The 21,767-nt window shown below is 41.6% G+C and carries 21 protein-coding genes; 16 read left to right on the forward strand and 5 right to left on the reverse strand.

Going from position 1 to position 21,767, the window contains the following annotated elements; translation table 11 throughout:
* Window positions 1–6: 6 nt before the first annotated feature.
* Both AWM75_RS06610 and AWM75_RS06615 read right to left on the reverse strand, forming a co-directional pair.
* Entirely contained in the window at window positions 7–1,161 is a 1,155-nt protein-coding gene (locus AWM75_RS06610) for a toxic anion resistance protein (RefSeq protein ID WP_067979883.1), read from the reverse strand.
* Window positions 1,142–1,714: a 5-bromo-4-chloroindolyl phosphate hydrolysis family protein gene (locus AWM75_RS06615; RefSeq protein WP_158320169.1), complete on the reverse strand. Its 573-nt coding sequence runs from the start codon at window positions 1,712–1,714 to the stop codon at window positions 1,142–1,144. The genes AWM75_RS06610 and AWM75_RS06615 overlap by 20 nt, the downstream gene beginning before the upstream one ends.
* A 175-nt stretch (window positions 1,715–1,889) precedes the next feature.
* Between AWM75_RS06615 and AWM75_RS06620 the strand changes: the two genes are divergently transcribed.
* From AWM75_RS06620 to AWM75_RS06660, 9 genes are all read left to right on the forward strand, one after another.
* Window positions 1,890–2,441, forward strand: a complete 552-nt coding sequence (locus AWM75_RS06620; protein ID WP_067979889.1) for an NUDIX hydrolase — start codon at window positions 1,890–1,892, stop codon at window positions 2,439–2,441.
* Complete coding sequence (locus AWM75_RS06625; RefSeq protein WP_067979892.1) at window positions 2,434–2,799, forward strand: hypothetical protein; 366 nt, start codon at window positions 2,434–2,436, stop codon at window positions 2,797–2,799. Before AWM75_RS06620 ends, AWM75_RS06625 begins: the two co-directional genes overlap by 8 nt.
* Window positions 2,800–2,808: 9 nt before the next feature.
* A complete protein-coding gene (locus AWM75_RS06630) occupies window positions 2,809–3,495 on the forward strand; it encodes a 5'-methylthioadenosine/adenosylhomocysteine nucleosidase (RefSeq protein ID WP_067979895.1) in 687 nt (228 codons plus the stop codon).
* Between the two features lie 2 nt (window positions 3,496–3,497).
* A complete protein-coding gene (locus tag AWM75_RS06635; protein WP_067979897.1) occupies window positions 3,498–4,046 on the forward strand; it encodes a cysteine hydrolase family protein in 549 nt (182 codons plus the stop codon).
* Window positions 4,047–4,256: 210 nt separating this feature from the next.
* Complete coding sequence (gene rpsD / locus AWM75_RS06640) at window positions 4,257–4,862, forward strand: 30S ribosomal protein S4 (RefSeq protein ID WP_067979899.1); 606 nt, start codon at window positions 4,257–4,259, stop codon at window positions 4,860–4,862.
* Window positions 4,863–4,997: 135 nt separating this feature from the next.
* On the forward strand, window positions 4,998–6,719 hold the full coding sequence (locus AWM75_RS06645; protein ID WP_067979901.1) for a septation ring formation regulator EzrA: 1,722 nt from the start codon (window positions 4,998–5,000) through the stop codon (window positions 6,717–6,719).
* A gap of 64 nt (window positions 6,720–6,783) precedes the next feature.
* A complete protein-coding gene (locus AWM75_RS06650; protein WP_235585063.1) occupies window positions 6,784–7,962 on the forward strand; it encodes a cysteine desulfurase family protein in 1,179 nt (392 codons plus the stop codon).
* An 8-nt stretch (window positions 7,963–7,970) separates the two neighbouring features.
* Complete coding sequence (gene thiI / locus AWM75_RS06655) at window positions 7,971–9,185, forward strand: tRNA uracil 4-sulfurtransferase ThiI (RefSeq protein ID WP_067979912.1); 1,215 nt, start codon at window positions 7,971–7,973, stop codon at window positions 9,183–9,185.
* A 102-nt stretch (window positions 9,186–9,287) separates the two neighbouring features.
* The gene (locus AWM75_RS06660) at window positions 9,288–10,145 is read left to right on the forward strand and encodes a VOC family protein (protein WP_067979915.1); all 858 of its coding nucleotides are present in this window, start codon (window positions 9,288–9,290) and stop codon (window positions 10,143–10,145) included.
* Between the two features lie 54 nt (window positions 10,146–10,199).
* On the opposite strand, the gene AWM75_RS08625 is transcribed toward AWM75_RS06660, so the two are convergent.
* Window positions 10,200–10,367 (reverse strand): DUF4044 domain-containing protein, encoded by a 168-nt coding sequence (locus AWM75_RS08625; protein ID WP_158320172.1) that lies wholly within the window; start codon window positions 10,365–10,367, stop codon window positions 10,200–10,202.
* A gap of 151 nt (window positions 10,368–10,518) precedes the next feature.
* On the opposite strand from AWM75_RS08625, the gene gndA reads away from it, so the two are divergent.
* Window positions 10,519–11,952 (forward strand): NADP-dependent phosphogluconate dehydrogenase, encoded by a 1,434-nt coding sequence (gene gndA / locus AWM75_RS06665; RefSeq protein ID WP_067979918.1) that lies wholly within the window; start codon window positions 10,519–10,521, stop codon window positions 11,950–11,952.
* A 58-nt stretch (window positions 11,953–12,010) separates the two neighbouring features.
* Here the strand turns inward: gndA and yidC are convergent, their stop codons facing one another.
* Together yidC and AWM75_RS06675 are read right to left on the reverse strand one after the other, a co-directional pair.
* Complete coding sequence (gene yidC / locus AWM75_RS06670; protein ID WP_143236658.1) at window positions 12,011–12,934, reverse strand: membrane protein insertase YidC; 924 nt, start codon at window positions 12,932–12,934, stop codon at window positions 12,011–12,013.
* Between the two features lie 64 nt (window positions 12,935–12,998).
* A complete protein-coding gene (locus AWM75_RS06675; protein ID WP_067979921.1) occupies window positions 12,999–13,280 on the reverse strand; it encodes an acylphosphatase in 282 nt (93 codons plus the stop codon).
* A 150-nt stretch (window positions 13,281–13,430) separates the two neighbouring features.
* On the opposite strand from AWM75_RS06675, the gene AWM75_RS06680 reads away from it, so the two are divergent.
* The 6 genes from AWM75_RS06680 to AWM75_RS06705 all read left to right on the forward strand — a co-directional run bounded on the left by AWM75_RS06680 (window position 13,431) and on the right by AWM75_RS06705 (window position 21,754).
* On the forward strand, window positions 13,431–15,821 hold the full coding sequence (locus AWM75_RS06680; RefSeq protein ID WP_067979924.1) for a DNA translocase FtsK: 2,391 nt from the start codon (window positions 13,431–13,433) through the stop codon (window positions 15,819–15,821).
* Between the two features lie 51 nt (window positions 15,822–15,872).
* Window positions 15,873–16,451: a CDP-diacylglycerol--glycerol-3-phosphate 3-phosphatidyltransferase gene (pgsA, locus tag AWM75_RS06685; RefSeq protein ID WP_067979926.1), complete on the forward strand. Its 579-nt coding sequence runs from the start codon at window positions 15,873–15,875 to the stop codon at window positions 16,449–16,451.
* A gap of 284 nt (window positions 16,452–16,735) precedes the next feature.
* Complete coding sequence (locus AWM75_RS06690) at window positions 16,736–17,986, forward strand: competence/damage-inducible protein A (protein WP_067979929.1); 1,251 nt, start codon at window positions 16,736–16,738, stop codon at window positions 17,984–17,986.
* Window positions 17,987–18,040: 54 nt separating this feature from the next.
* Window positions 18,041–19,153, forward strand: coding sequence for a recombinase RecA (gene recA, locus AWM75_RS06695; RefSeq protein ID WP_067979932.1), 1,113 nt, complete (start codon window positions 18,041–18,043; stop codon window positions 19,151–19,153).
* A gap of 126 nt (window positions 19,154–19,279) precedes the next feature.
* A complete protein-coding gene (gene rny / locus AWM75_RS06700) occupies window positions 19,280–20,851 on the forward strand; it encodes a ribonuclease Y (RefSeq protein ID WP_067979935.1) in 1,572 nt (523 codons plus the stop codon).
* A gap of 105 nt (window positions 20,852–20,956) precedes the next feature.
* Window positions 20,957–21,754 carry a TIGR00282 family metallophosphoesterase gene (locus tag AWM75_RS06705; protein ID WP_067979936.1) on the forward strand — a complete coding sequence of 266 codons (798 nt, stop codon included), beginning with the start codon at window positions 20,957–20,959 and terminating at the stop codon, window positions 21,752–21,754.
* Window positions 21,755–21,767: the final 13 nt, after the last annotated feature.

Consider the following 21,767-nt stretch of genomic DNA (forward strand, 5'->3'; position numbering starts at 1 on the left):
AGCTTACTATTTATTTCCTGTCATAAGCCTTTGGCGAATTTCTTGCTCCATATCTTGGAGCTTGGCTTCAGCTGCTTGCCGTTTCTGGCGACCTTCAGCTTGAATAGTGAGACTTTCGTCAATACTAGCTAACAGGTCGGCCTGGCTAGCTTCCAAGGTTTCAATATCAATAATACCGCGCTCACTTTCTAGCATAACTTCGCGGTTACTCTGTCTCAGTAGTTGGGCATTTTCTTTCAGTAATTGATTGGTGGCTTGGCTGACCGCCTGTTGGGATTCTAAAGCAGCTTTCTGCTTGTTTAAAGCTAAGGCTAAAGCAATTTGATTACGCCAGAGCGGAATCGCTGTTGAAATAGAGGACTGAATTTTTTCAGCTAAGAGCTGGTTGCTATACTGGATTAAACGTATTTGAGGGGCCTGCTGGATGGTGAGTTGTCTGGTCACTTTAAGGTCATAAATTCGCTTTTCTAAACGATTGGTAAACTGCTCTAAATCAGCCAATTCTTGATAAGCCATATCTTCACCGGTTGGTCTGCTTTCAAGTGCTTGTCTCAATTGAGGTAGCTTTTCTTGGTTAATTTCATTCAATTTTAACTGGCCAGCTGCCAAGTAGATATTAAGGGCTTGGAAATAATTGTAATTTTGCTGGTAAAGGGCTTCCAGTTGTTCACTATCATTAAGGATATTTAAACGGTGTTGGTTGAGTTGTTGGGCAACCTGGTCGACTTGGCTGTCTAGCTTTTGATATTTAAGGTTAAGTTCAAAAAGGGAAGATTTTTGCTTTCTAAACCAGGAAAAAAGTCCTTTTTCTTCTTCTCCTTGTAGCTCTTTAGGTTTAGATTGGTTAAGGATGGTGATTAATTGCCTTAATTGGTCCCCCACAGCACCACTATCTTTGTTTTTGACCTGGCCCAGTATATCTCGTGAAAATTGTCCAATTTGCTCTTGGGCCCGGCTGCCGAAATTACTTAAGCCATTTAGTTCATCTTCTTGAATTGTAGCTGCTAAGGCCTGGGCTTGCTGCTGGTCAGCTTCGCTTAATTGGTCAAAAAGTTGGGTATCATGGTCTTGATTATTAGCGGATGGTTGGTCGGGAGCTAGGTCAGCAGCTAAAATTTCATCGATGCTTACTTGCTTAAAATTATTTTCTGATTTGGTCATAATGAATCTCCTTATCTAGGTTAATAAAATCTTGATAATCTTGGTGAATATGGCTGGCTATTTCATCTATGCCAGCGATGAGACTTTGCTGCTTTTGATAATTGGTTCGTTTTAATATATCGCTATCTACTTGCTGGTAGTTATCAATTAAATGGACCAATTGGTCGAGGTCCTTGAAGATGAAACGGCTGGCTTGGTCAAGTCTTTTAGGGGCTCGGTTAATCGCCTTAAAGTATTGTTTTAATAGTTTTTTTATTTGCCAGTGATTAAAAACTGCTTTTACACGTGGGTCTGAGCTTTGAAAGTTTAATACTTGATTAATTTTATCCAAGCTAACCTGCATTTGCTGGCGGTAGACATGGATGTCGCGGTTGGTTAAACCCTGGCTGCGGTAGAAATCATAGCGACGCGCCGATAATTTTTTTGATGGCGCCTGTTTATTTTTAGCTTGATAACCCCACAAAAGTAGCCAAATGATAGCAATTAGGCCTAAGCTAGTTTGCCAGGAGGTCATACTGATTAGGCAAATAAATAGTATTACTGTGGCTAGCATCCAGGGCAGGGGGCTAGCCAAAAAACACTTTAACTTCATTGTAATTCACCTCATTTTAGCTTAGTATATCAAGCGCAATATCAAATAAAATCGGACTTGAGTCGGATTCTTGGGCTCTGGCGTGTTATTTGCCCATCTTTAGGCTATAATAGGAATAAAATTAAGGAGGTAGGCTATGGAGTTCGGTGAAAAAACCCTTAGTAAGCAAACAATTTATGAAGGAGCTATTCTAGATTTAGAGGTCCACCAAGTAGCTTTACAGGATGGTAATCAGGCCAAGCGTGAAATCATTCGCCACCAGCCAGCAGTTGCTATTTTAGCCCTGGTTGATGACAAGATTATCTTGGTTAAACAATATCGTAAGGCGATTGACCGGGCTATTTTGGAAGTACCGGCGGGCCTAGTAGATCCGGGTGAAGATTGGCTAGCTGCAGCTCAAAGAGAACTTGAAGAAGAGACCGGTTACCAGGCTGACTCTTGGACTAAATTGTTTGGCGGCTACCTTAGTCCTGGTTATTTAGATGAGTATTTGCAAATATACCATGCTGATCAATTGCGACTAGTTGACCAACCCTTAGCCCAAGATGAGGATGAGCATATTGAATTAGTTAGGCTAACCCTTGACCAAGCCTTAGATATGGTTAACCAAGGCGAAATATGTGACTATAAAAGTTTTTGTGCCATCCAGTATTGGCAACTACTAAAGGCTGGTGGTCACAATGGCTAAGAAACCTTTAATCACTCGGAAAGCTTATCGGGAGTATATGGCAGATAAGCAGCAGGGAGAGGCGGGTAGGCCAAGAAAAACAACTAGTAAAAAACAAAATGCACCTCGTTTCAAGCGCACTAAGGATCAGGACCAGCGTCGCTTTCATTGGCGCCAGGATGATAGGTTTAATGAAAGCAACACAGTAGCACCTGAAGTCCAAGCCCGTCCTAATGACCAATTTGATCGTAGAGACGACCAAGCCGATAACCGGCCTTTTTGGCAGTCACCAGCTAAACAGAACAAATTTTTAAATTATGGGATTGGTTTAACAGTGTTTGGTATTATTATTTTGACCTTAATCACCTTTTTTGTTTAGGAGAATGATATGAAAATTGGAATTATTGCGGCCATGGCTGCAGAAATAGCATGTTACCACCAAACAATCAGTCAGGTTACAAGTAAGACGATTGGTCCCGTTAGCCTTTATCAGGGGCAATACGCTGGGCACGAAATTTACTTTGTTGAATCTGGTATTGGTAAGGTCAACGCTAGTATTGCGACAACTTGCTTGGCTTTAGAGGATTTAGATTTGATTATTAATACGGGTTCAGCTGGGGCGGTTGCTGATCAGCTGAAAGTAGGGGACTTAGTTTTAGCTAGCCAAGCGGCCTATCATGATGTAGACGCTACGGCTTTTGGTTATGCTAAAGGACAGGTGCCGCAAATGCCGGCTTCTTACCCGATGTACCAAAATGAGCGCTTAGCCCAAAGTATTGACCGCCTTAGTCAAACTAACCTTTACCAGGGTATGATTGTATCTAGTGATTCATTTGTTGCTAGTCAGGCTGAAATCAGTCGTATTCAAAGGGAGTTTCCAGCTGCCCTGTGTACAGAAATGGAAGGGGCAGCCATAGCGCAGACTTGCTATCAATTTGAAATTCCCTGCTTAATTATCAGGGCAATTTCTGATACAGCTGCCCAGGATGCGGATGTTTTGTTTGATGAATTTATTGACCAGGCTGGACGGGACTCAGCCCAGCTCACTTTGAAATTGATAGAAGAGGGGATTTAGAGATGAGAGCCTTACTCGTAGTTGACTATACTAATGATTTTGTTGCTGACCAGGGCAGTTTGACAGCTGGAGCACCGGCCCAAGCACTAGAAGATACGATTTATGATTTAATTGCCGACTTTCATAGTAATGGGGACTTTGTTGTTTATCCCACCGACCTCCATAGCGCTGATGACCACTATCACCCAGAAAATAAACTCTTCCCACCGCATAATTACGCGGATACTTGGGGCAGGGAGCTTTATGGTAAATTGGCTGATCAGTACCAGGATATTGCTTCAGATGATAATGTTTATTTCTATGATAAACGCCGCTATTCAGCCTTTGCTGGTACTGATTTAGATATTCGTCTGCGGGAGCGGGGCATTAAAGAACTTTATATTGTGGGTGTTTGTACTGATATTTGTGTACTCCATACAGCTGTTGATGCTTATAACTTAGCCTATGATATTGTGATTCCCGCCCAGGCAGTAGCTAGCTTTAATCAGGCTGGTCACGAGTGGGCCTTAGACCATTTCAAATCTTGTTTGGCCGCAAAAGTTATTGATTAATGCTTGACAGGTTTTATAGAATTTGTTACAATATCTTTTGTGTAAAATATGCAGCACAATTGAAACAAGCTCGTCAACAGTTGTACGCTGGTTCTCCAGTGAATGAGTAGCTCGCGGCTGCAAAGAGTGAAAGTGTCCGGTACACCTGCACGAATGTGGTCAATTGATCGCCTATTTTACTCCAAATAAAAATTATTGGAGGACTTATACATGTCACGTTATACAGGACCAACATGGAAAGTGTCTCGTCGTTTAGGCATTTCACTTTCTGGAACAGGAAAAGAATTAAACCGTCGCCCTTACCCACCAGGACAACATGGCCCAGGCCGTCGTGCTAAATTATCAGAGTACGGGCTACAGTTACAAGAAAAACAAAAACTACGTTATATCTACGGTATGAATGAAAAACAATTCCATTCACTATTCTTAAAAGCCGGTAAAATCCGTGAAGGTAAACATGGTGTTAACTTTATGATTTTATTAGAGCAACGTTTAGACAATGTGGTATACCGTTTAGGTTTAGCTTCAACACGTCGTCAAGCACGTCAATTAGTTAACCATGGTCACATTACTGTTGATGGTAAGCGTGTGGATATCCCTTCTTACCAAGTAGAAGTAGGCCAAGTTATTGGTGTTCGTGAAAAATCTAAAGACTTACAAATTATCAAAGACTCTGTAGAAGGTCTTTATGGTCACGTGCCATATGTTGAATTTGATGCTGATAAGTTAGAAGGTTCACTATCACGTTTACCAGAACGTGATGAAATGATTGCTGAAATCGATGAATCACTTGTCGTTGAATTCTACAACAGATAATCACCTATCAAGAGGTTGGCTTTGCCAATCTCTTTTTCTTTTTTTAAACTTTATTCTTGGGCCTGTCCATAACTATGGTATAATTTATAGTAAACTGGGGTTTTACCCTAATTTTAGAAGAATGGAGGAGCTAGAGTGGGATTTTTAATCGGGTTACTCGTAATAATTGTCCTTATCCTACTAGGCTATGGTATCCTTTACTTTCTTGGTCGCCGACAGACCAAGCAAAATATCCAACTGGATGAACGTAAGCAGGAAATCATGTCTATTCCGGTTTCAGATAAACTATATACCCTGCGCAACAAGAACTTAAGTGGTCAAACTTTGCGCCAGTATGAGAAAATTCAAGCTGACTGGCAGGCGGTAACTAAGTACCAGCTACCAGAGATAGAATCTGCTATGGTAACTGCTCAAGCTGATACAGATAAATTTTCTTTAGTCCAAGCCCACCAAGTTTCGGAAAAGGTAGCTGGTCTACTAGATGAAACTGACCAAGAGGTGCAAAGGATTTATCAGGAGGTTAATGACCTACTGGCGAGTGAAGAGGCAGCTGAAGCAGGTTATCAGACTAGCTATGACCGCTATGCTAAGGTTCGTAAGCAGTTATTAGCTCATTCTTATAAGTATGGGGATGCTCAGGATACCTTAGAGAAGAACCTTTCATATATTGAGTTAGACTTTACCAAATATAACCAAGCGATGACAGATGGCGATTTTGTTGAAGCTCAAGATATATTGAAGCAGATTAACACAGATTTAGATGACTTAGAGCGTATGATGAAAAAAATTCCAGAGCTCTATCAATTAGTCAGCGAAGAGTATGAGGAACAGTACGATGATTTAGTGCAAGGTTACCAGCATATGTTAGCTGAAAATTATCGCTTTCCTAACGATGTTGATGTTAAAGAAGAAATTAATAAGGTTGATAAGATTATCCATGAAGCTAACCAAGCAATTGCAGATGCTGATTTAAATGATGCTCAATCAATTATTGAACGAGCTGCCCACCAGATTGATGATACCTATGAGTTAATGGAACGTGAACTCAGGGCTAAAGATTATATCGGTAAAAACCAGGGTGGCTTACAAAGACGCTTGGATCAAGTACTCAAGAGTAACCGATATGGTATCTTAGAAATAGATCGTGTGTCACAATCCTATATTTTGCATGGCAATGAAATGGGTAGAATGCAAGACTATGCTGACCGTATTGACCGATTGGCAGCTAATTTTGACTATTGGAATCAAAAATTAGCTGAAAATATTATTGCTTACACTGAAGTTGAGCGGAATTATCAGGAACTAGAAGAAGATTTACAGACGATTGACAAGGACCAATCTCTTATCCTAGCTTCTCTGAGCAATCTAAAGCAGGATGAGCGTCAAGTTCGCGAAGCTGTTTATCACTATGATTTAGACATTCATAATATGAAGCGAACGGTTGACCAGTACCATTTGCCAGGTCTTAGTGATAGCTATCTAGACCTATTCTTTGCTACTGATGAACTAATAGACAGTTTGGAGAAGAAGCTCAATCGGGTCAAGTTAGATATGGATGAGATTAATCACTTATCTCAAGCTATTGAGGATAATCTCGATAAGCTTAACCAGGCAACGGAAGAAATTATTGATTATGCCTTACTAACAGAATCAGCTGTCCAGTATGCCAACCGCTTTAAGATTTCTAATCCACAAATTGCTGAAGATATCCAGATTACTTACGATATTTTCCAAAATGAAAATGATTACGAGAAAGCCTACCGACATATTGCTCAAGCGATTGATCGGATTGATTCGCAAGCCTCTCAACAAGTTGAGGCCTTGTATCAAAAGGATAAAGCTAACCGCCAATTCTAAGATAACCCCCTAAGCAGCTGAATCAGCAGGCTGGGGGTTTATTTTTTGCCCTAGATGCGCTGATATGGCTATAAAAGCAGTAAAGGAGTATTCGATGTCACCTAACATATATTTTGATAATGCAGCTACGACACCAACTTTCCCTGAGGTCGTCACTAGTATGGTAACGACTATGGAAAAGTTTTATGCCAACCCATCCAGCCTACATAAGGCGGGCACTAGGAGCCAAGCTTTACTCAAGCAAGCGCGCCAGCAAATTGCTACTAGTCTGGGCTGCCAAGCCGAAGAGATTTTCTTTACTTCAGGGGGAACTGAAGCTGATAACTGGGCTATCAAGGGAACCGCTTGGGAAAAGGCGCAAACAGGAAAACATATTATTACTACCAAAGTAGAGCATCCAGCCGTTAAGGAGCCAATGAAAAGATTAGAAAAACAAGGCTTTCAAGTGACTTATTTAGACGTTGATCGAGAAGGTAAAATAAAGATTGAGGATTTGGCCCAGGCTATTCGCCCTGATACCATCTTAGTATCAGTGATGGCAATTAATAATGAAGTTGGCGCCCTACAACCGATTGCCGCTATCGGGGATTTACTTAATAATTATCCTACCATCCATTTCCATGTTGATGGGGTCCAATCCTTAGGTCACTTTGAAAAGCCACTGATTCACGACCGAGTTGACATGTTGTCCTTGTCAGCCCATAAATTTAATGGGCCACGTGGTGTCGGGCTCTTATACAAGCAAGCTAATCGTAAAATTGTCCCACTACTAGAAGGTGGTGGCCAAGAATTTAAGCAAAGATCAACTACTGAAAATTTACCTGGTATTGTTGGTATGGCTAAAGCAATGCGACTAACGCTTGACCAGGCTCCAACTGTCAACCAGCGCCACCAAAAAATGATGCAAAAACTGAGAGATTTCCTAGCAGACTATAGCGACCGGGTGACTATCTTTTCACCTCAGGATGCTGCCAGCCATGTGCTTTGTTTTGCTTTGTCAGGAGTAAGAGGCGAAGTTATGGTCCACGCCCTAGAAGATGAAGGGATTATGGTTTCGACAACCTCAGCCTGTTCAAGTCGGGCTCAGCAGGCCTCTTCGACCTTGGCAGCCATGCATGTTAGTAACCAGGCGGCTAAAGAGGCGATACGTCTCTCTTTGGGCAGTCACAATCAGTTGGAGGAAATGACGCGCTTTATATCAGTTTATCAAGAGAAGTTAAAGCATTTTGAACGTATCCAATAGGAGGAATTATGGAACCAATGATTATGATTCGTTACGGTGAGATCTCTATTAAGGGCCGTAACAAGAAAAAATTTACTAAACGTTTACAAGAAAATATTAAAGAGCTATTTACTGATATGCCCAATATGGAAGTATCCCGTAGCCATGATTATATGTTTATCGCACCCAACGGTGAGCCAATTGATGAAATTGCTGACCGCTTAAAAAAAGTAGCGGGTATTCAAAGTTTTTCCTATGCTTATGTATGCCCACGTGATTTTGAGCAATTAGAGATACTAAGCCGTGAAGTTTTAAAACAAGAATTAGCCCGTCGTGAGATTAAAACTTTTAAAGTGATGACATCAAGGTCTGACCGTTCCTATGAAATGGATACACCACAAATTAATCGGGAATTGGGTGCTAGTATTCTGGACGCCTTTCCTCAATTACAAGTCGATGTTAATGAGCCAGATTTAATTGTTAGGGTCAAAGTGAGGACCGATGACTTTTTCTTATCTACTAATTGGATTGATGGCCTGGGTGGTTTACCAGTTGGCTCATCTGCCAATGGGTTGTTAATGTTATCGGGAGGAATTGATTCGCCGGTTGCCGGCTTCCTAGCTATGAAGCGAGGCATTCGTATTACTGCTGTTCATTTTGCTTCGCCTCCTTACACGAGCCCACAAGCCTTGCAAAAGGCTAAGGACCTTACTGAGAAGTTAACCCAGTATGCTGGTTGGATTAACTTTGTCGAAGTGCCATTTACGGAAGTTCAAGAAGCCATTAAAGCCCAAGTTCCCGATGCTTATTTAATGACTATTACGCGTCGTTTCATGATGAGAATTTCTGATCGTTTGCGCGACCAATTCAACGCTTACGCAATTATTAATGGGGAATCTATTGGTCAGGTTGCGTCACAAACTTTAGAAAGCATGTATGCTATTAATGCTGTCACTACTACTCCAGTCTTAAGACCATTAGTTACCATGGATAAAATTGACATTATCGATATTGCGCAAAAAATTGATACCTACGAACTATCCATTCAACCCTTTGAAGATTGTTGTACTGTATTTGCCCCGCCATCGCCAAAAACAACTCCGCATTTGGATAAAGTAGAAAAATTTGAGGCCCGAATGGATGTAGAAGGCTTAGTTAATCGCGCTGTTGCTGGGATAAAATTTGAACGTATCCAGCCAAATAGTCAGGTTAATTCAAGCCAAGATTTTAGCGATTTACTATAATTCAAAAAGACTTACTAAAAGTAAGTCTTTTTGCTTCTGATTGGAACTATCATCTGTTATACTAGTTTTAGTAAATAAATTGAAAAGGATGATAACTAAGCTATGACTAGAACAGTTACTCAATCGACGACTCAAATTGAAACAGCTGCAGTGACTATTAATGCAAAAAATCCTGAGAAACTGAGTAAATTTTACCAGGATATTATTGGCTTAACTTTATTCAAAAAGGACCAAGGTGTCTATAGCCTGGGAGTAGGAGAAAATCATGTATTAGTTGAGATATATCCAGCTAACTCAGCTGATACGCCACGCACAGGCCTTTATCATATGGCCTTCTTACTACCGACTCGCAAGGACTTAGCTGATAATCTTTACCATCTACTTAAATCGGGACAGGAACTGGAAGGGGCTTCAGACCATGGCTATTCTGAAGCACTTTACTTACATGACCTTGAAGGTAATGGGATTGAAATCTATGCCGACAAGGATCAGACTGAATGGGAGATTAGTACTGAAGGTTATATCAGCGGCATAGTTGAGCCGATGGATGGTGATGGTGTTTTGGCCTTAGCAGACCAATCTGACTATTATGCGGGTATGCCTGCCGGTACAATTATGGGACATATCCACTTGTCTGTAGCTGATCTTGACCCAGTTATTAATTTCTACTACCATGTGATGGGCTTGGGAGTTAAATATGCCATGGGTCAACAAGCTGTCTTCTTAGCCAGTGGTGGCTACCACCATCATTTAGGGGCTAATACTTGGCAAAACCGCGGTAGCCAAGATAGAGATAGCCATGGTATGGGTCTGCGGAGCCTAGTATGGCAGGCTAGCGCCAGTGATATGGCCATCATTAAGGAAAATCTAGACCAGCGCCAGATTTTCTATCAAGAAAAAGATAATGGCTTAAGCTTTCACGATCCAAGTGGTAATTTGGTTGAGGTGAAGCTTGCTTGATGAAGCAAAAAAGAGGACTCCCACGGGGTGTCCTCTTTTTAAACTATATAATAATTATAAAATACCGAAATAGCCGAGTAATGCGTAACCAACGCTCAGAAGTACTGAGCCAGCAATGGCAATCAACATTACCCAGACAAAGAATTTACCACGTTTTTCGCGGCGTTTTTTACGACGAGCCTGTTTTTCAAAGCTAGTTTGTTTACCTGTTTGACGAGCCATGACAACCTCCTTGTATCTAAATAGTATAACATACCTCATTATAGCGGTTCTTTATTTTAAGGTAAAGCTAGCAAAATTAAAGCTCTTTATCTTAGTAAAAAACTTTGCTAATATTAATAACAAGAAAGCATTATCTTAAGGAGGAAATTTCATGTCTAAAGCCCAAATTGGTGTAGTTGGTATGGCGGTAATGGGGAAAAACCTGGCCCTGAATATTGAAAGTCGGGGTTACCAAGTAGCTGTCTTTAACCGAACTACAAGTAAAACTGAGGAAGTTGTAGCAGAAAATCCAGATAAAAATTTACTAGCCGCAACTAGCTTAGAAGACTTTGTGGCCAGTTTAGAAACACCTCGGCGGATTGTCTTGATGGTTAAAGCTGGACCGGCTACCGATGCCACTATTAAATCACTCTTACCGCTTTTAGATGAAGGGGATGTGCTCATTGACGGTGGTAATACCTTCTTCAAGGATACCATGCGTCGCTCAGAAGAATTAGCTGAGTCAGGTATTCACTTTATTGGTATGGGAGTTTCTGGGGGTGAAGAAGGCGCCCTTAAAGGTCCTAGCTTGATGCCAGGAGGGCAAAAAGAAGCTTATGACTTAGTAGCGCCAATTTTAGAAAAAATTGCTGCTAAGGCGCCTCAAGACCAGGCACCATGCGTGACTTACATTGGCCCTAATGGCGCTGGTCATTTTGTTAAAATGGTTCATAATGGCATTGAGTATGGGGATATGCAGCTAATTGCTGAATCTTACGACTTACTACGTCGCTATTTAGATTTATCAGTTGCTGAGATTGCCGATTATTTTAAAGAGTGGAACCAAGGTGAACTTGATTCTTATCTAATTGAAATTACCGCCGATATCCTAACTAAGAAAGATCCTGACACCGGTAAGCCAATGGTTGATGTGATTTTAGACCGGGCTGGTAATAAAGGAACTGGTAAATGGACCTCTCAATCTTCACTCGATTTAGGTGTGCCATTGCAAACCATCACGGAGTCAGTTTATGCTCGTTATATTTCAGCACTTAAGGAAGAACGGGTTATTGCTTCAAAACAATTAAATGGTCCTGAGGCCTTAGCTTTTGAGGGCGATAAGGCAGACTTTGTTGAAGATGTGCGCCAAGCGCTGTTCTTCTCTAAGATTATGTCCTATGCGCAAGGCTTTGCCCAATACCGTGAAGCTAGTGAAACTTATGATTGGGATCTTAACTACCAAGAGATTGCCAAAATCTTCCGGGCAGGCTGCATTATCCGGGCCCAATTCCTAGATGATATCGCTGCTGCTTATGATAAGGATGGCCAACTGCAAAATATTCTGCTGGATGATTATTTCCAAGCTATTGCGGAAAAATATCAAGCAGCAACTCGGCGTGTAGCTGCTGCTGCTATCCAAGCAGGTATTCCAGTACCTGGTTTCACCAGTGCCTTGTCATATTATGATAGCTACCGGACAGAAACTTTACCGGCTAACATTATTCAAGCCCAACGTGACTATTTCGGAGCCCATACCTATGAACGGACTGACCGCCCAGGTTCTTATCACTTCTTATGGGATCAAGAAAAAGAAATTGATGCCTAGTAATTCTTAAACTAAAAAAACAGCGGATATGCTTAGGCGCATCCGCTGTTTTAATATTTTATGATTTATTTTGTTTACCTTGGTTACGGTTACCTTTTGACTGCCTATCAATCTGTTTACTAACTGTATTAGTTACATCTTTGATGGGGCCATTAGCTTGGTTACTTGTATTAAATTTAATAGGATTTTCAGCCAGTTCCGCCTCAACCTGGGCTTGCACACGTGGGCGGAAGACTTTATTGGTATAAAGTGATTGTAAAATAGCCCAGAGACCACCGACGATAAAGTAGAGGGTCAGACCAGCTGGGGTAGTAAAGACGATGAAGGCCATCATGATGGGCATCATCATCATCGAAGACTTCATCTGAGCCTTCTGTTCTTCAGGAACCGCCTGGATGGTAATAACAGATTGGAGGGCATAGAGGGCGACTGCGATAATACCGTAGACGATGCTAGGCTCACCTAAATCAGTATTGAAGAAGGTGAAGTTAGCAATCCCTTCATTAAGGCGGATAGCATTATACATTCCCGAAATAATTGGTAGCTGGATGAGTAGGGGGAGGCAGCCCATACCGCCGAGCATAGAAATATTATTGTCCTTAAAGAGGGCTTGTTGCTCTTGGGCAATTTGCATTTGCTCAGCCTGGGTTTGAGCACGTTTTTGACGTTCTTGAATATCCTTAAGGTAAGGCTGGATTTTTTGCATTTTTACAGATTGTTTAGTTGTTGCGTTTAACTGTTTCATAGTTAAAGGTAGCAAAACTAAACGCACAATAATAGTGATGGCAATAATAGCCCAACCATAATTACCATTGAAGAAGTCCGCTAGCCATTCAATAAGATTGTTAATGGGTTGGACAAAAAGCTTAAAAGTTAGTGAATTGGAATCCTTGGCATTTACACACCCGGTGAGGAAAAAGATACTGGTCAGCATCATCAAGTTGAATTTTAGCCGACTTGATTTCAAAAAATTAATGGTCAAAATGACACTCCTTTACAAAGTCAAATTCGCTTTATTGTAACTAAAATAACTAGTGATTTCAATGCTAAGGTCTATAGATTGAAAAATCCTTAAAAACTGGCATGTTTTTGGTTGCCACTAAGTCAATTTGGTCAATATTGATGGCAGTGTTGTGCTTAGGTGCTTTGAGACTAGTTAAAAGCTCATCGATTAAGTCAGGACTAGCTTGTACTACTAATTGTACGCTGCCGTCAGCCATATTGGCGACTTGGCCCTTTATACCTAGTTGACGAGCTAACTGACTAGCAGTATAACGAAATCCGACCCCCTGCACTTGGCCAGTGATTTGATAAATTTTACTTTCCATGGTGGTCTCCTTTTTATAAATTTGATGCTAAGCTAGTTAGTATAATTATAACATGTTACTAATCCGTCTGTGGCTATTAGGAACATACCAATTTGACTGAAAATTTGTTATACTAGGGGTTTGTAAAGACTTATCAATTTAGGAGGCAGTATGGCGAAAAGAAAAACTAATCGAAGAAAAAAGCAAAGTAATTCTGGCTACCAGGCTCTGGCCCTCCTGATAATTTTAGTGCTAATTATTGTGGGCCTTTTGAACTTAGGGATTATCGGCCAGATTGTTCGGGCTATCATACAATTTTTTGTAGGTCAACTATACTTGGTTGTTATGGTGTTAGGTTTAGTAATTGTGATTTATTATTTACTCGCCGGACGAGGTGTCAACTGGAACAATCGTTTTAATTTATCCCTATTAATGTTGCTGCCAATTGTCTTAACCCTACTCCATGCTTGGTCATATCAAAGTATTGCTGCTAGGCAGGAATCAGTCATTACTATTACCTTTAATCGTGGTCTGACAAACTTTAGTCAAGACCAGCTGAGTCAATTAGGTGGTGGATTAATAGGGGGCATTCTATATGCCTTATCCTACCTGCTTGTGAGCCAAATCGGCACCTATATTTTATGTGGTTTAGCTTTGATTGTTATTTTTTGTTTTTTATTTAATATTACATGGTTTGATTTGCTAGAAGGCTTCCGGCTGTTAGCTGATGCCGTGGCTAATTGGGTGAAATCTTTTGGGCAGGCAACCAGTCAACAATTTGCTGACTACCAGCAAGCTAACCAGGATAAAAAGGCTGCTAAGGCTAAGCAGGCATCTTCAGACCAGCAAGCAAGACCTAGCCACCGCAAGAAAAACCAAGTCAAGGCGGCTGAAAATCAAGATGTCAACCGCTATGAGCGTGATGAGGAAGTGCCGATTATAGCAGCTAGTGGCCAAACTAGGCAGACTAATAATGGCCAGCCTGAGCAGACCCAGCTGGATATCCCTGATATCCAAGCTCATAAGTTGGCTAAAGACGAGGATCATAGCCGGGATAGTCATGATGATGGTGATTCAGATTTAGACATGGCGGATATTGATCAGATGGTCATGTCGGGAGATGATGAGAATCCCAACTATCAATTACCGCCGGCTAGTTTACTGAGCCATGTTGAGGCGACTGACCAATCAAGTGAATATGATGTTATTAAGCAAAACATCAAGAAGCTTGAGGCTACCTTTGAAAGTTTTAATGTAGATGCGCGTGTGGTTAAGGCTAATCTTGGTCCTTCTGTAACTAAATATGAAGTGGAACCGGCCGTTGGGGTTAAGGTCAGCAAGATTGTTGGCTTATCTGATGATATTGCCTTGTCCCTTGCAGCCAAAGATATCCGTATCGAAGCACCTATTCCTGGTAGAAGTGTAATTGGTATCGAGGTACCTAACCAACAAGTAAGCCTTGTATCCTTTAAAGAAAGCTTCGAAAACCAGCCTAGCTCAGACAAACTCCTGGAAGTGCCATTAGGCCGTGATATCTCAGGTAATATTCGTACGGCAGATTTAACCAAAATGCCCCACTTACTAGTAGCTGGGTCAACTGGGTCAGGTAAGTCAGTTGCTATTAATGGGATTATTGTATCAATCTTACTCAAGGCTAAACCCAACCAGGTTAAGCTGATGATGATTGACCCTAAAAAAGTAGAATTAAATGTCTATAATGGCATTCCACACTTATTGACCCCAGTGGTAACTAATCCACGTAAGGCTGCACAAGCCCTTAATAAAGTAGTTCAAGAAATGGAGCGACGTTATGAGTTATTTGCAGCTACTGGGCAGCGAAATATTGATGCCTACAATGAATTAGTCCACCATAACCAAACATCCAACGATGAAGCCATCAGTCAACTACCTTATATTGTAGTGATTGTGGATGAGCTGGCTGACTTGATGATGGTGGCATCTAAAGAGGTTGAAGCAGCCATTACTCGTTTAGCTCAAATGGCGCGGGCAGCAGGTATTCATATGATTTTAGCGACGCAAAGACCTTCAGTGGACGTTATTACCGGCATTATCAAGGCTAATGTGCCTTCACGGATGGCTTTTGCGGTTTCTTCGGGAACTGATTCACGCACTATTATTGATCAGAACGGGGCTGAAAAGCTTTTAGGACGTGGTGATATGCTCTTTATGCCAATGGGAGAATCTAAGCCGGTTCGTATTCAAGGCGCCTTTATTAGGGACGAGGATGTTGAAACAGTGGTGGATTTTGTCAAGGACCAGCAAGAGGCAAATTATGTGGAAGCCATGATGCCCACTGACCAGGAGGCAATTGATCCTGGTGAGGAAGTGGATGAGCTCTTTGACCAAGCTTTGGACTATGTCAAGACGCAAGAAAATATTTCAACTTCTAAATTGCAACGTCGCTTCCGGATTGGTTATAATCGGGCGGCACGTATGATTGAAGATATGGAAATGCGCGGCTATGTTGGTCCCCAGGAAGGTTCAAAGGCCAGGGTAGTTAACATTTACCAAGAAAAAACTGATGATGACCTACCTCAATAAGCCTTTTTCTCCTAAGACATGATATAATAGCAGAGCGAGAGGAGGGGTAAAGTGAATTTACCCAATAAGCTGACTATTTTTAGAATATTATTAATTCCCGTATTTATGCTCTTAACTAGTTTTGACTTAGCCTGGGGTTACTTAGAAATGAACGGGCAGAGTCTCTCTTGGCAGTTATTACTAGCTGCTCTAATTTTTGCTGGTGCTTCTTTTACGGATTGGCTTGACGGCTATATTGCGAGAAGAGACCAGCTGGTCACTAACTTTGGTAAATTTGCTGACCCGCTAGCAGATAAGATGCTTGTGGCGACAGCCATGATTCAATTGGTGGCTCTTAATTTAGCACCGGCCTGGCTAGTTTCGATTATCATTATGCGTGAATTAGCCGTGACCGGTTTACGTCTTCTATTGGTTCAAGATGGCGAAGTGATGGCTGCAGCTTGGCCGGGTAAAGTCAAAACCTTCACCCAAATGTTGGCAGTAATTTTATTATTAGTTAATGATATTCCCTTTAATTTCCTGCCTATTTCTCTTGGACAGTTGTGTTTGTATTTAGCACTTATCTTTACCCTGTATTCGGGAATTGATTATTTTGTAAAGAATAAGCACGTTTTTGCTGATGGTTTATAAGTATATTTTTTGATAGGGTGCGATGAGCAGCTTCCTGAACTGAATTCTTGAAATAAAAGACGGTTAATATCGCAGATATTGTGTCGAATTTTGTGAAGCCACATCAGTTGGGCTGTTTTGAACCCGACTATGCTGCTAAGATTCGTGTAATAGCGAGAGCCTGGGACTTATGCCCAGGCTTTTTCTCTTGGGCTACAGGCGGCATTCTGGTTATTTATGCCCTGTTTCACTATAATAAAAAAGAAATTAGGAAAAAATACGTATTTATTAGATAGGGTGAAGAAATGCAAGCGGAGATTATTGCGGTCGGAACAGAATTATTGATGGGGCAAATTGCAAATACCAATGCACAATTTATAGCTAAGCACCTAAATGAGCTAGCGATTAATCATTACCAGCAAACTGTGGTGGGGGATAATCCTCAACGCTTGGTTCAAGCTACCAAGGCTGCAGAAGCTCGAGGGGCTGATTTATTGATTTATTCAGGTGGTATTGGACCAACCAGGGATGATTTGACGAAGCAAACTCTTGCAGATTATCTGGGCTTATCTTACCAAGTAGATCCCAATCATTTAGCCTATTTAGAGGAAGACTTTGCCAGTCGTGGCCGAGAGTTAACAGCAAATAATAAAAATATGGCTTTGGTTATTGAGGGCGGACAAGCGCTAACAAACCCTAAAGGGCAAGCCTTGGGTGCCTTAATAGAGAAGGGAGGCCGGACCTATATTATGCTACCCGGTCCTCCTAGTGAGCTAAAGGCAATGTTTATGAGTCAGGTTTTCCCTTATTTACAGGAAAAATCGGGACAAGCGGACTGGCTTATGTCACGCTACTTGAATTTTTTTGGCTTGGGTGAATCGCAAATTGCTACTAGCCTAGATGATCTAATTGCTGGTCAAACGAATCCAACCATTGCCATTTATGCGGCTAATTATTTAGTAACTGTACGGATTACTGCTAACGCTGATGATAAAGACCAGGCCCTAGATTTGTTAGATAATTTACAAGCAGAGATCCTAGATAGGATCGGCGATAATTTTGTTGGTCTAGGAGAAAATTTTGATCCTGCTAGCCTAGTGCGTGATTATCTAGCTGACCAGAATTTGACGATTGCACTTGCTGAAAGCTTAACTGGTGGTTTAGCTGCAGCTAAATTAGTTGCTTTACCAGGTATATCGCAATATTTCCAAGGCAGCATTGTGGCCTACCAGGCCCAGGCCAAACATGATTTATTAAATGTTGATCAAGCGGTGTTAGACCAGCATGGTATGGTAAGCTCGGCATGTGCGCGCCTGATGGCTGAAAATACACGCGTAGCTTACCAGGCTGACATTGGCTTATCCTTTACTGGCGTCGCCGGTCCTGAGGAAATGGAAGGCCAACCGGTCGGTAAGGTATTTGTCGGTATTGCTCGTCGTGGTCAAGAAAGTCAGGTTTTAGACCTGCAATTGTACGGAAATCGACAAGATATTCGGACTCGGGCTATCTACCAAGCTTTTATCACCCTAACAAAAGAACAGAACATTTGTTCTTGATTATTTATCTGATTAAGCTTACAATATGAATGACAAATCTAAAGGAGGCCCAATATGGCGAAAAATAATGATAACAACCGTGAGAAGGCCCTACTAGAAGCGGTAAAAAAAATTGAAAGAAACTTTGGTAAAGGCTCTATTATGAAGCTAGGGGAACAAGCTGATGCTAAGATATCGGCTGTTCCTTCCGGCTCTCTTACCCTGGATATCTGTTTAGGCGTTGGTGGTTATCCGCGTGGTCGGATTATCGAAGTTTATGGTCCAGAATCATCAGGTAAAACTACCGTGGCTCTCCATGCTATTGCAGAAGTACAAAAACGGGGTGGTATTGCTGCTTTTATTGATGCTGAAAATGCCTTGGACCCTGAATATGCAAAAAATTTAGGCGTAAATATTGATGAATTGCTGCTTTCTCAACCTGATACTGGTGAACAAGGCTTAGAAATTGCTGATGCCTTAGTTTCAAGTGGCGCTATTGATATCGTTGTTGTTGACTCAGTCGCCGCCTTAGTGCCACGTGCTGAAATCGAAGGTGAAATGGGCGATGCCCATGTGGGGTTACAGGCACGTTTGATGTCTCAGGCTTTACGTAAACTATCTGGAACTATTAATAAGACTAAGACAATTGCTATTTTTATTAACCAAATTCGGGAAAAAGTCGGTGTAATGTTCGGTAACCCGGAAGTCACGCCTGGTGGTCGTGCCTTGAAATTTTATTCAACAGTGCGTTTAGAAGTGCGCCGCGGTGAACAAATCAAGGATGGCACTGATGTCATTGGTAACCGAACTAAAATAAAAGTTGTAAAAAATAAGGTGGCACCACCATTCCGGGTAGCGGAAGTCGATATCATGTATGGTCAAGGTATCTCACAGGAAGGTGAACTAGTAGACTTAGCGGCTGATTTGGATGTGATTCAAAAATCAGGCTCTTGGTACTCTTATGGTGAGGATCGTATTGGTCAAGGTCGGGAAAATGCTAAGCTCTTCTTAAAGGAAAATCCTGATGTTAGAGAAACAGTTGAAAAACAAGTAAGGGCCCATTATGGTTTTGGTGATGATGGTAAGTTATCCGCAGAAGAATTAGCTGCTTTAGCCGATCATCAAGACCAAGTACCAGCAGATGACCAAGTATCTCTTGATGTTGACCTTGGGGCTGATGAGGATTAGGTCAGTAATTGACAAAACCTGTGAATAACCGTAAAATAGAGTCATGTGAATTTTCACATGACTCTTTTATTGATATATAAAACAATGAAAAAGTAAAAACAATTAAATAGAAACGGAGGTGTCACTATGGACGTTCAAACCGTAATTTGGGCCCTCGTTACTTTAATTGTTGGACTTTTAGTCGGTGGTTATTTTGGTAAGACCAGAGAAGCTGAGCGGCAAGAGCAGGCCCAGCAACTGGCACAAAATACGGCAGCTAGTATTATTGAAAATGCTGAACGAGATGCTAATGCTAAGAGTAAGGAAATCATCTTAGAAGCTAAAGAAGCTGCCCAGCAGTACCGTACGAGTGTCGAAGATGAATTGAAAGATCGTCGTAGTGAAGTTGTTAAACTTGAGACACGTTCCGATCAAAGGGAAGAAAAATTAGACCAACGTGAAAATAATCTAAATATTCGTTACCTAGATCTGAATGACCGAGAAAAACAATTAGAGACACGCACTAGCCAAGTAGCAGCAAGTGAGCAAGCAGCTCAAGACCTGATTCAGCAGAGAAATGACGAGCTGGTTAGGGTAGCAGCCTTGTCTAGAGAAGACGCAAAGGAAATCATACTTCAGGAGACAGAACAGAGTTTAGAGCATGAGCTGGCTGTTAAAATCCGCTTAGCTGAACAAAAAGCTAAAGACGAGTCTGATCGGATTGCCAAGGAAATTATCCTGCAAGCAATTGAGCGCAGTGGTGCTGATACCGTAACAGAAACAACTGTTAGTGTTGTCCATTTACCTAGCGATGATATGAAGGGCCGTATAATTGGTAAGGAAGGGCGTAATATTAAGACATTAGAATCGCTCACAGGAATAGATTTAATTGTCGATGATACGCCTGAGGCCGTCGTTTTAAGTGGTTTTGATCCAATTCGCCGCGAAATTGCTAAGATCGCATTGGAACGCCTGATTGCGGATGGTCGCATTCATCCAGCTAAAATTGAAGAGGCGGTAGAGAAATCACGTAAAGAAGTAGATAGTCGTATCCGCCAAGCTGGTGAAGAAGCCTGCTTTGAGGTAGGCGTTCATTCCCTTAACCCTGACCTGATTAAAATCTTAGGTCGTTTGAATTACCGCACTTCATATGGACAAAATGTCCTCAATCACTCTGTTGAGGTTGCTAAGCTAGCGGGTGTTATGGCAGGAGAACTTGGTGAAGATGTTAACCTTGCTAAACGTGCTGGTTTACTTCATGATATTGGCAAGGCCCTCGACCATGAAGTGGAGGGTTCTCACGTGCAAATTGGTACGGAGTTGGCTATGCGTTATAACGAGCATGATACCGTTATTAATGCAATTGCCAGTCACCATGGAGATACCGAAGCAACTAGCGTGATTGCTAATTTAGTTGCTGTAGCAGATGCCTTATCAGCTGCTAGACCGGGCGCGCGCAGCGAATCTTTAGAAAATTATATCCAAAGATTACGGAGCTTGGAGGCAATCGCTAATGATTTCCCAGGTATTCAAAAGGCCTATGCTATCCAAGCAGGCCGGGAAATTAGGGTTATGGTAAAACCTGATGAAGTTGATGACCTACAAGTGGTAAAATTAGCCCATGATATTTCTCAACGTATCGAAACGGAACTTGATTATCCAGGCCAAATTAAAGTAACATTAATAAGAGAAAAGCGCGCGGTAAGCGTTGCTAAATAAAAAACTTGAGGAGTTTTCCTCAAGTTTTTTTATTGGCATTATAGGCCTGACTTTAACTCAACTTTGCTAGTATGGTAAGATTATAATTTAAGGAGGAGGGTAACGGTGAAAATCCTTTTTGTTGGTGATATAGTGGGTCGCCTCGGTTGCGACTTGTTAGCTAAGCATCTGGCAGATTTAAAAACGACTTATAAACCTCAGTTAACGATAGTGAATGGTGAAAATGCTGCCCGTGGTCGCGGGATAACTGACCAGCTTTATAGGGAATTTTTACAAGTGGGCGCTGACTTGGTGACCTTGGGTAACCACAGTTTTGATCATCCGGATACCCTAGCATTTATCGACCAGGCCGACAAGTTAATTCGTCCTGCAAATTATCTACCGGGGACGCCTGGCCAAGGCTATCGGGTGGTCCAAGTAAATGATGAAAAATTAGCGGTTGTTAATTTAATGGGCACCGTCTTTTTACCTGATTTAGCCAACCCGTTTTTGTGCTTAGACCAGATATTGGCGGATTTAGACCCTGATATAAAGTCAGTTTTTGTCGATTTTCACGCGGAAGCAACCAGTGAAAAACAAGCACTGGCTTGGGATTTTACCGGTCGTGTCTCAGCTGTTATAGGCACCCATACCCATGTCCAAACTAACGATGCGCGTGTACTACCTGGTGGTCTGGCTTATATGAGTGATGTTGGTATGACAGGATCTATTGATAGTGTGTTGGGCATGCAAAAAGAAGCTGTCATTAACAAATTCCGCACTCAACTACCAACTCGTTTCAATGTTGATGACAATCCAGCTTCAAACCAGGTGCTCTCAGCCTGTATAGTTGACATTAAAGCAGACGGCCAGGCCCGAAGTATCAAACCAATTTATATTAAAGAAACTGGTAAGCAGTTATAATAATCAGAAAGGA

It is taken from the genome of Aerococcus urinaehominis (assembly GCF_001543245.1).
Taxonomy (GTDB): domain Bacteria; phylum Bacillota; class Bacilli; order Lactobacillales; family Aerococcaceae; genus Aerococcus; species Aerococcus urinaehominis.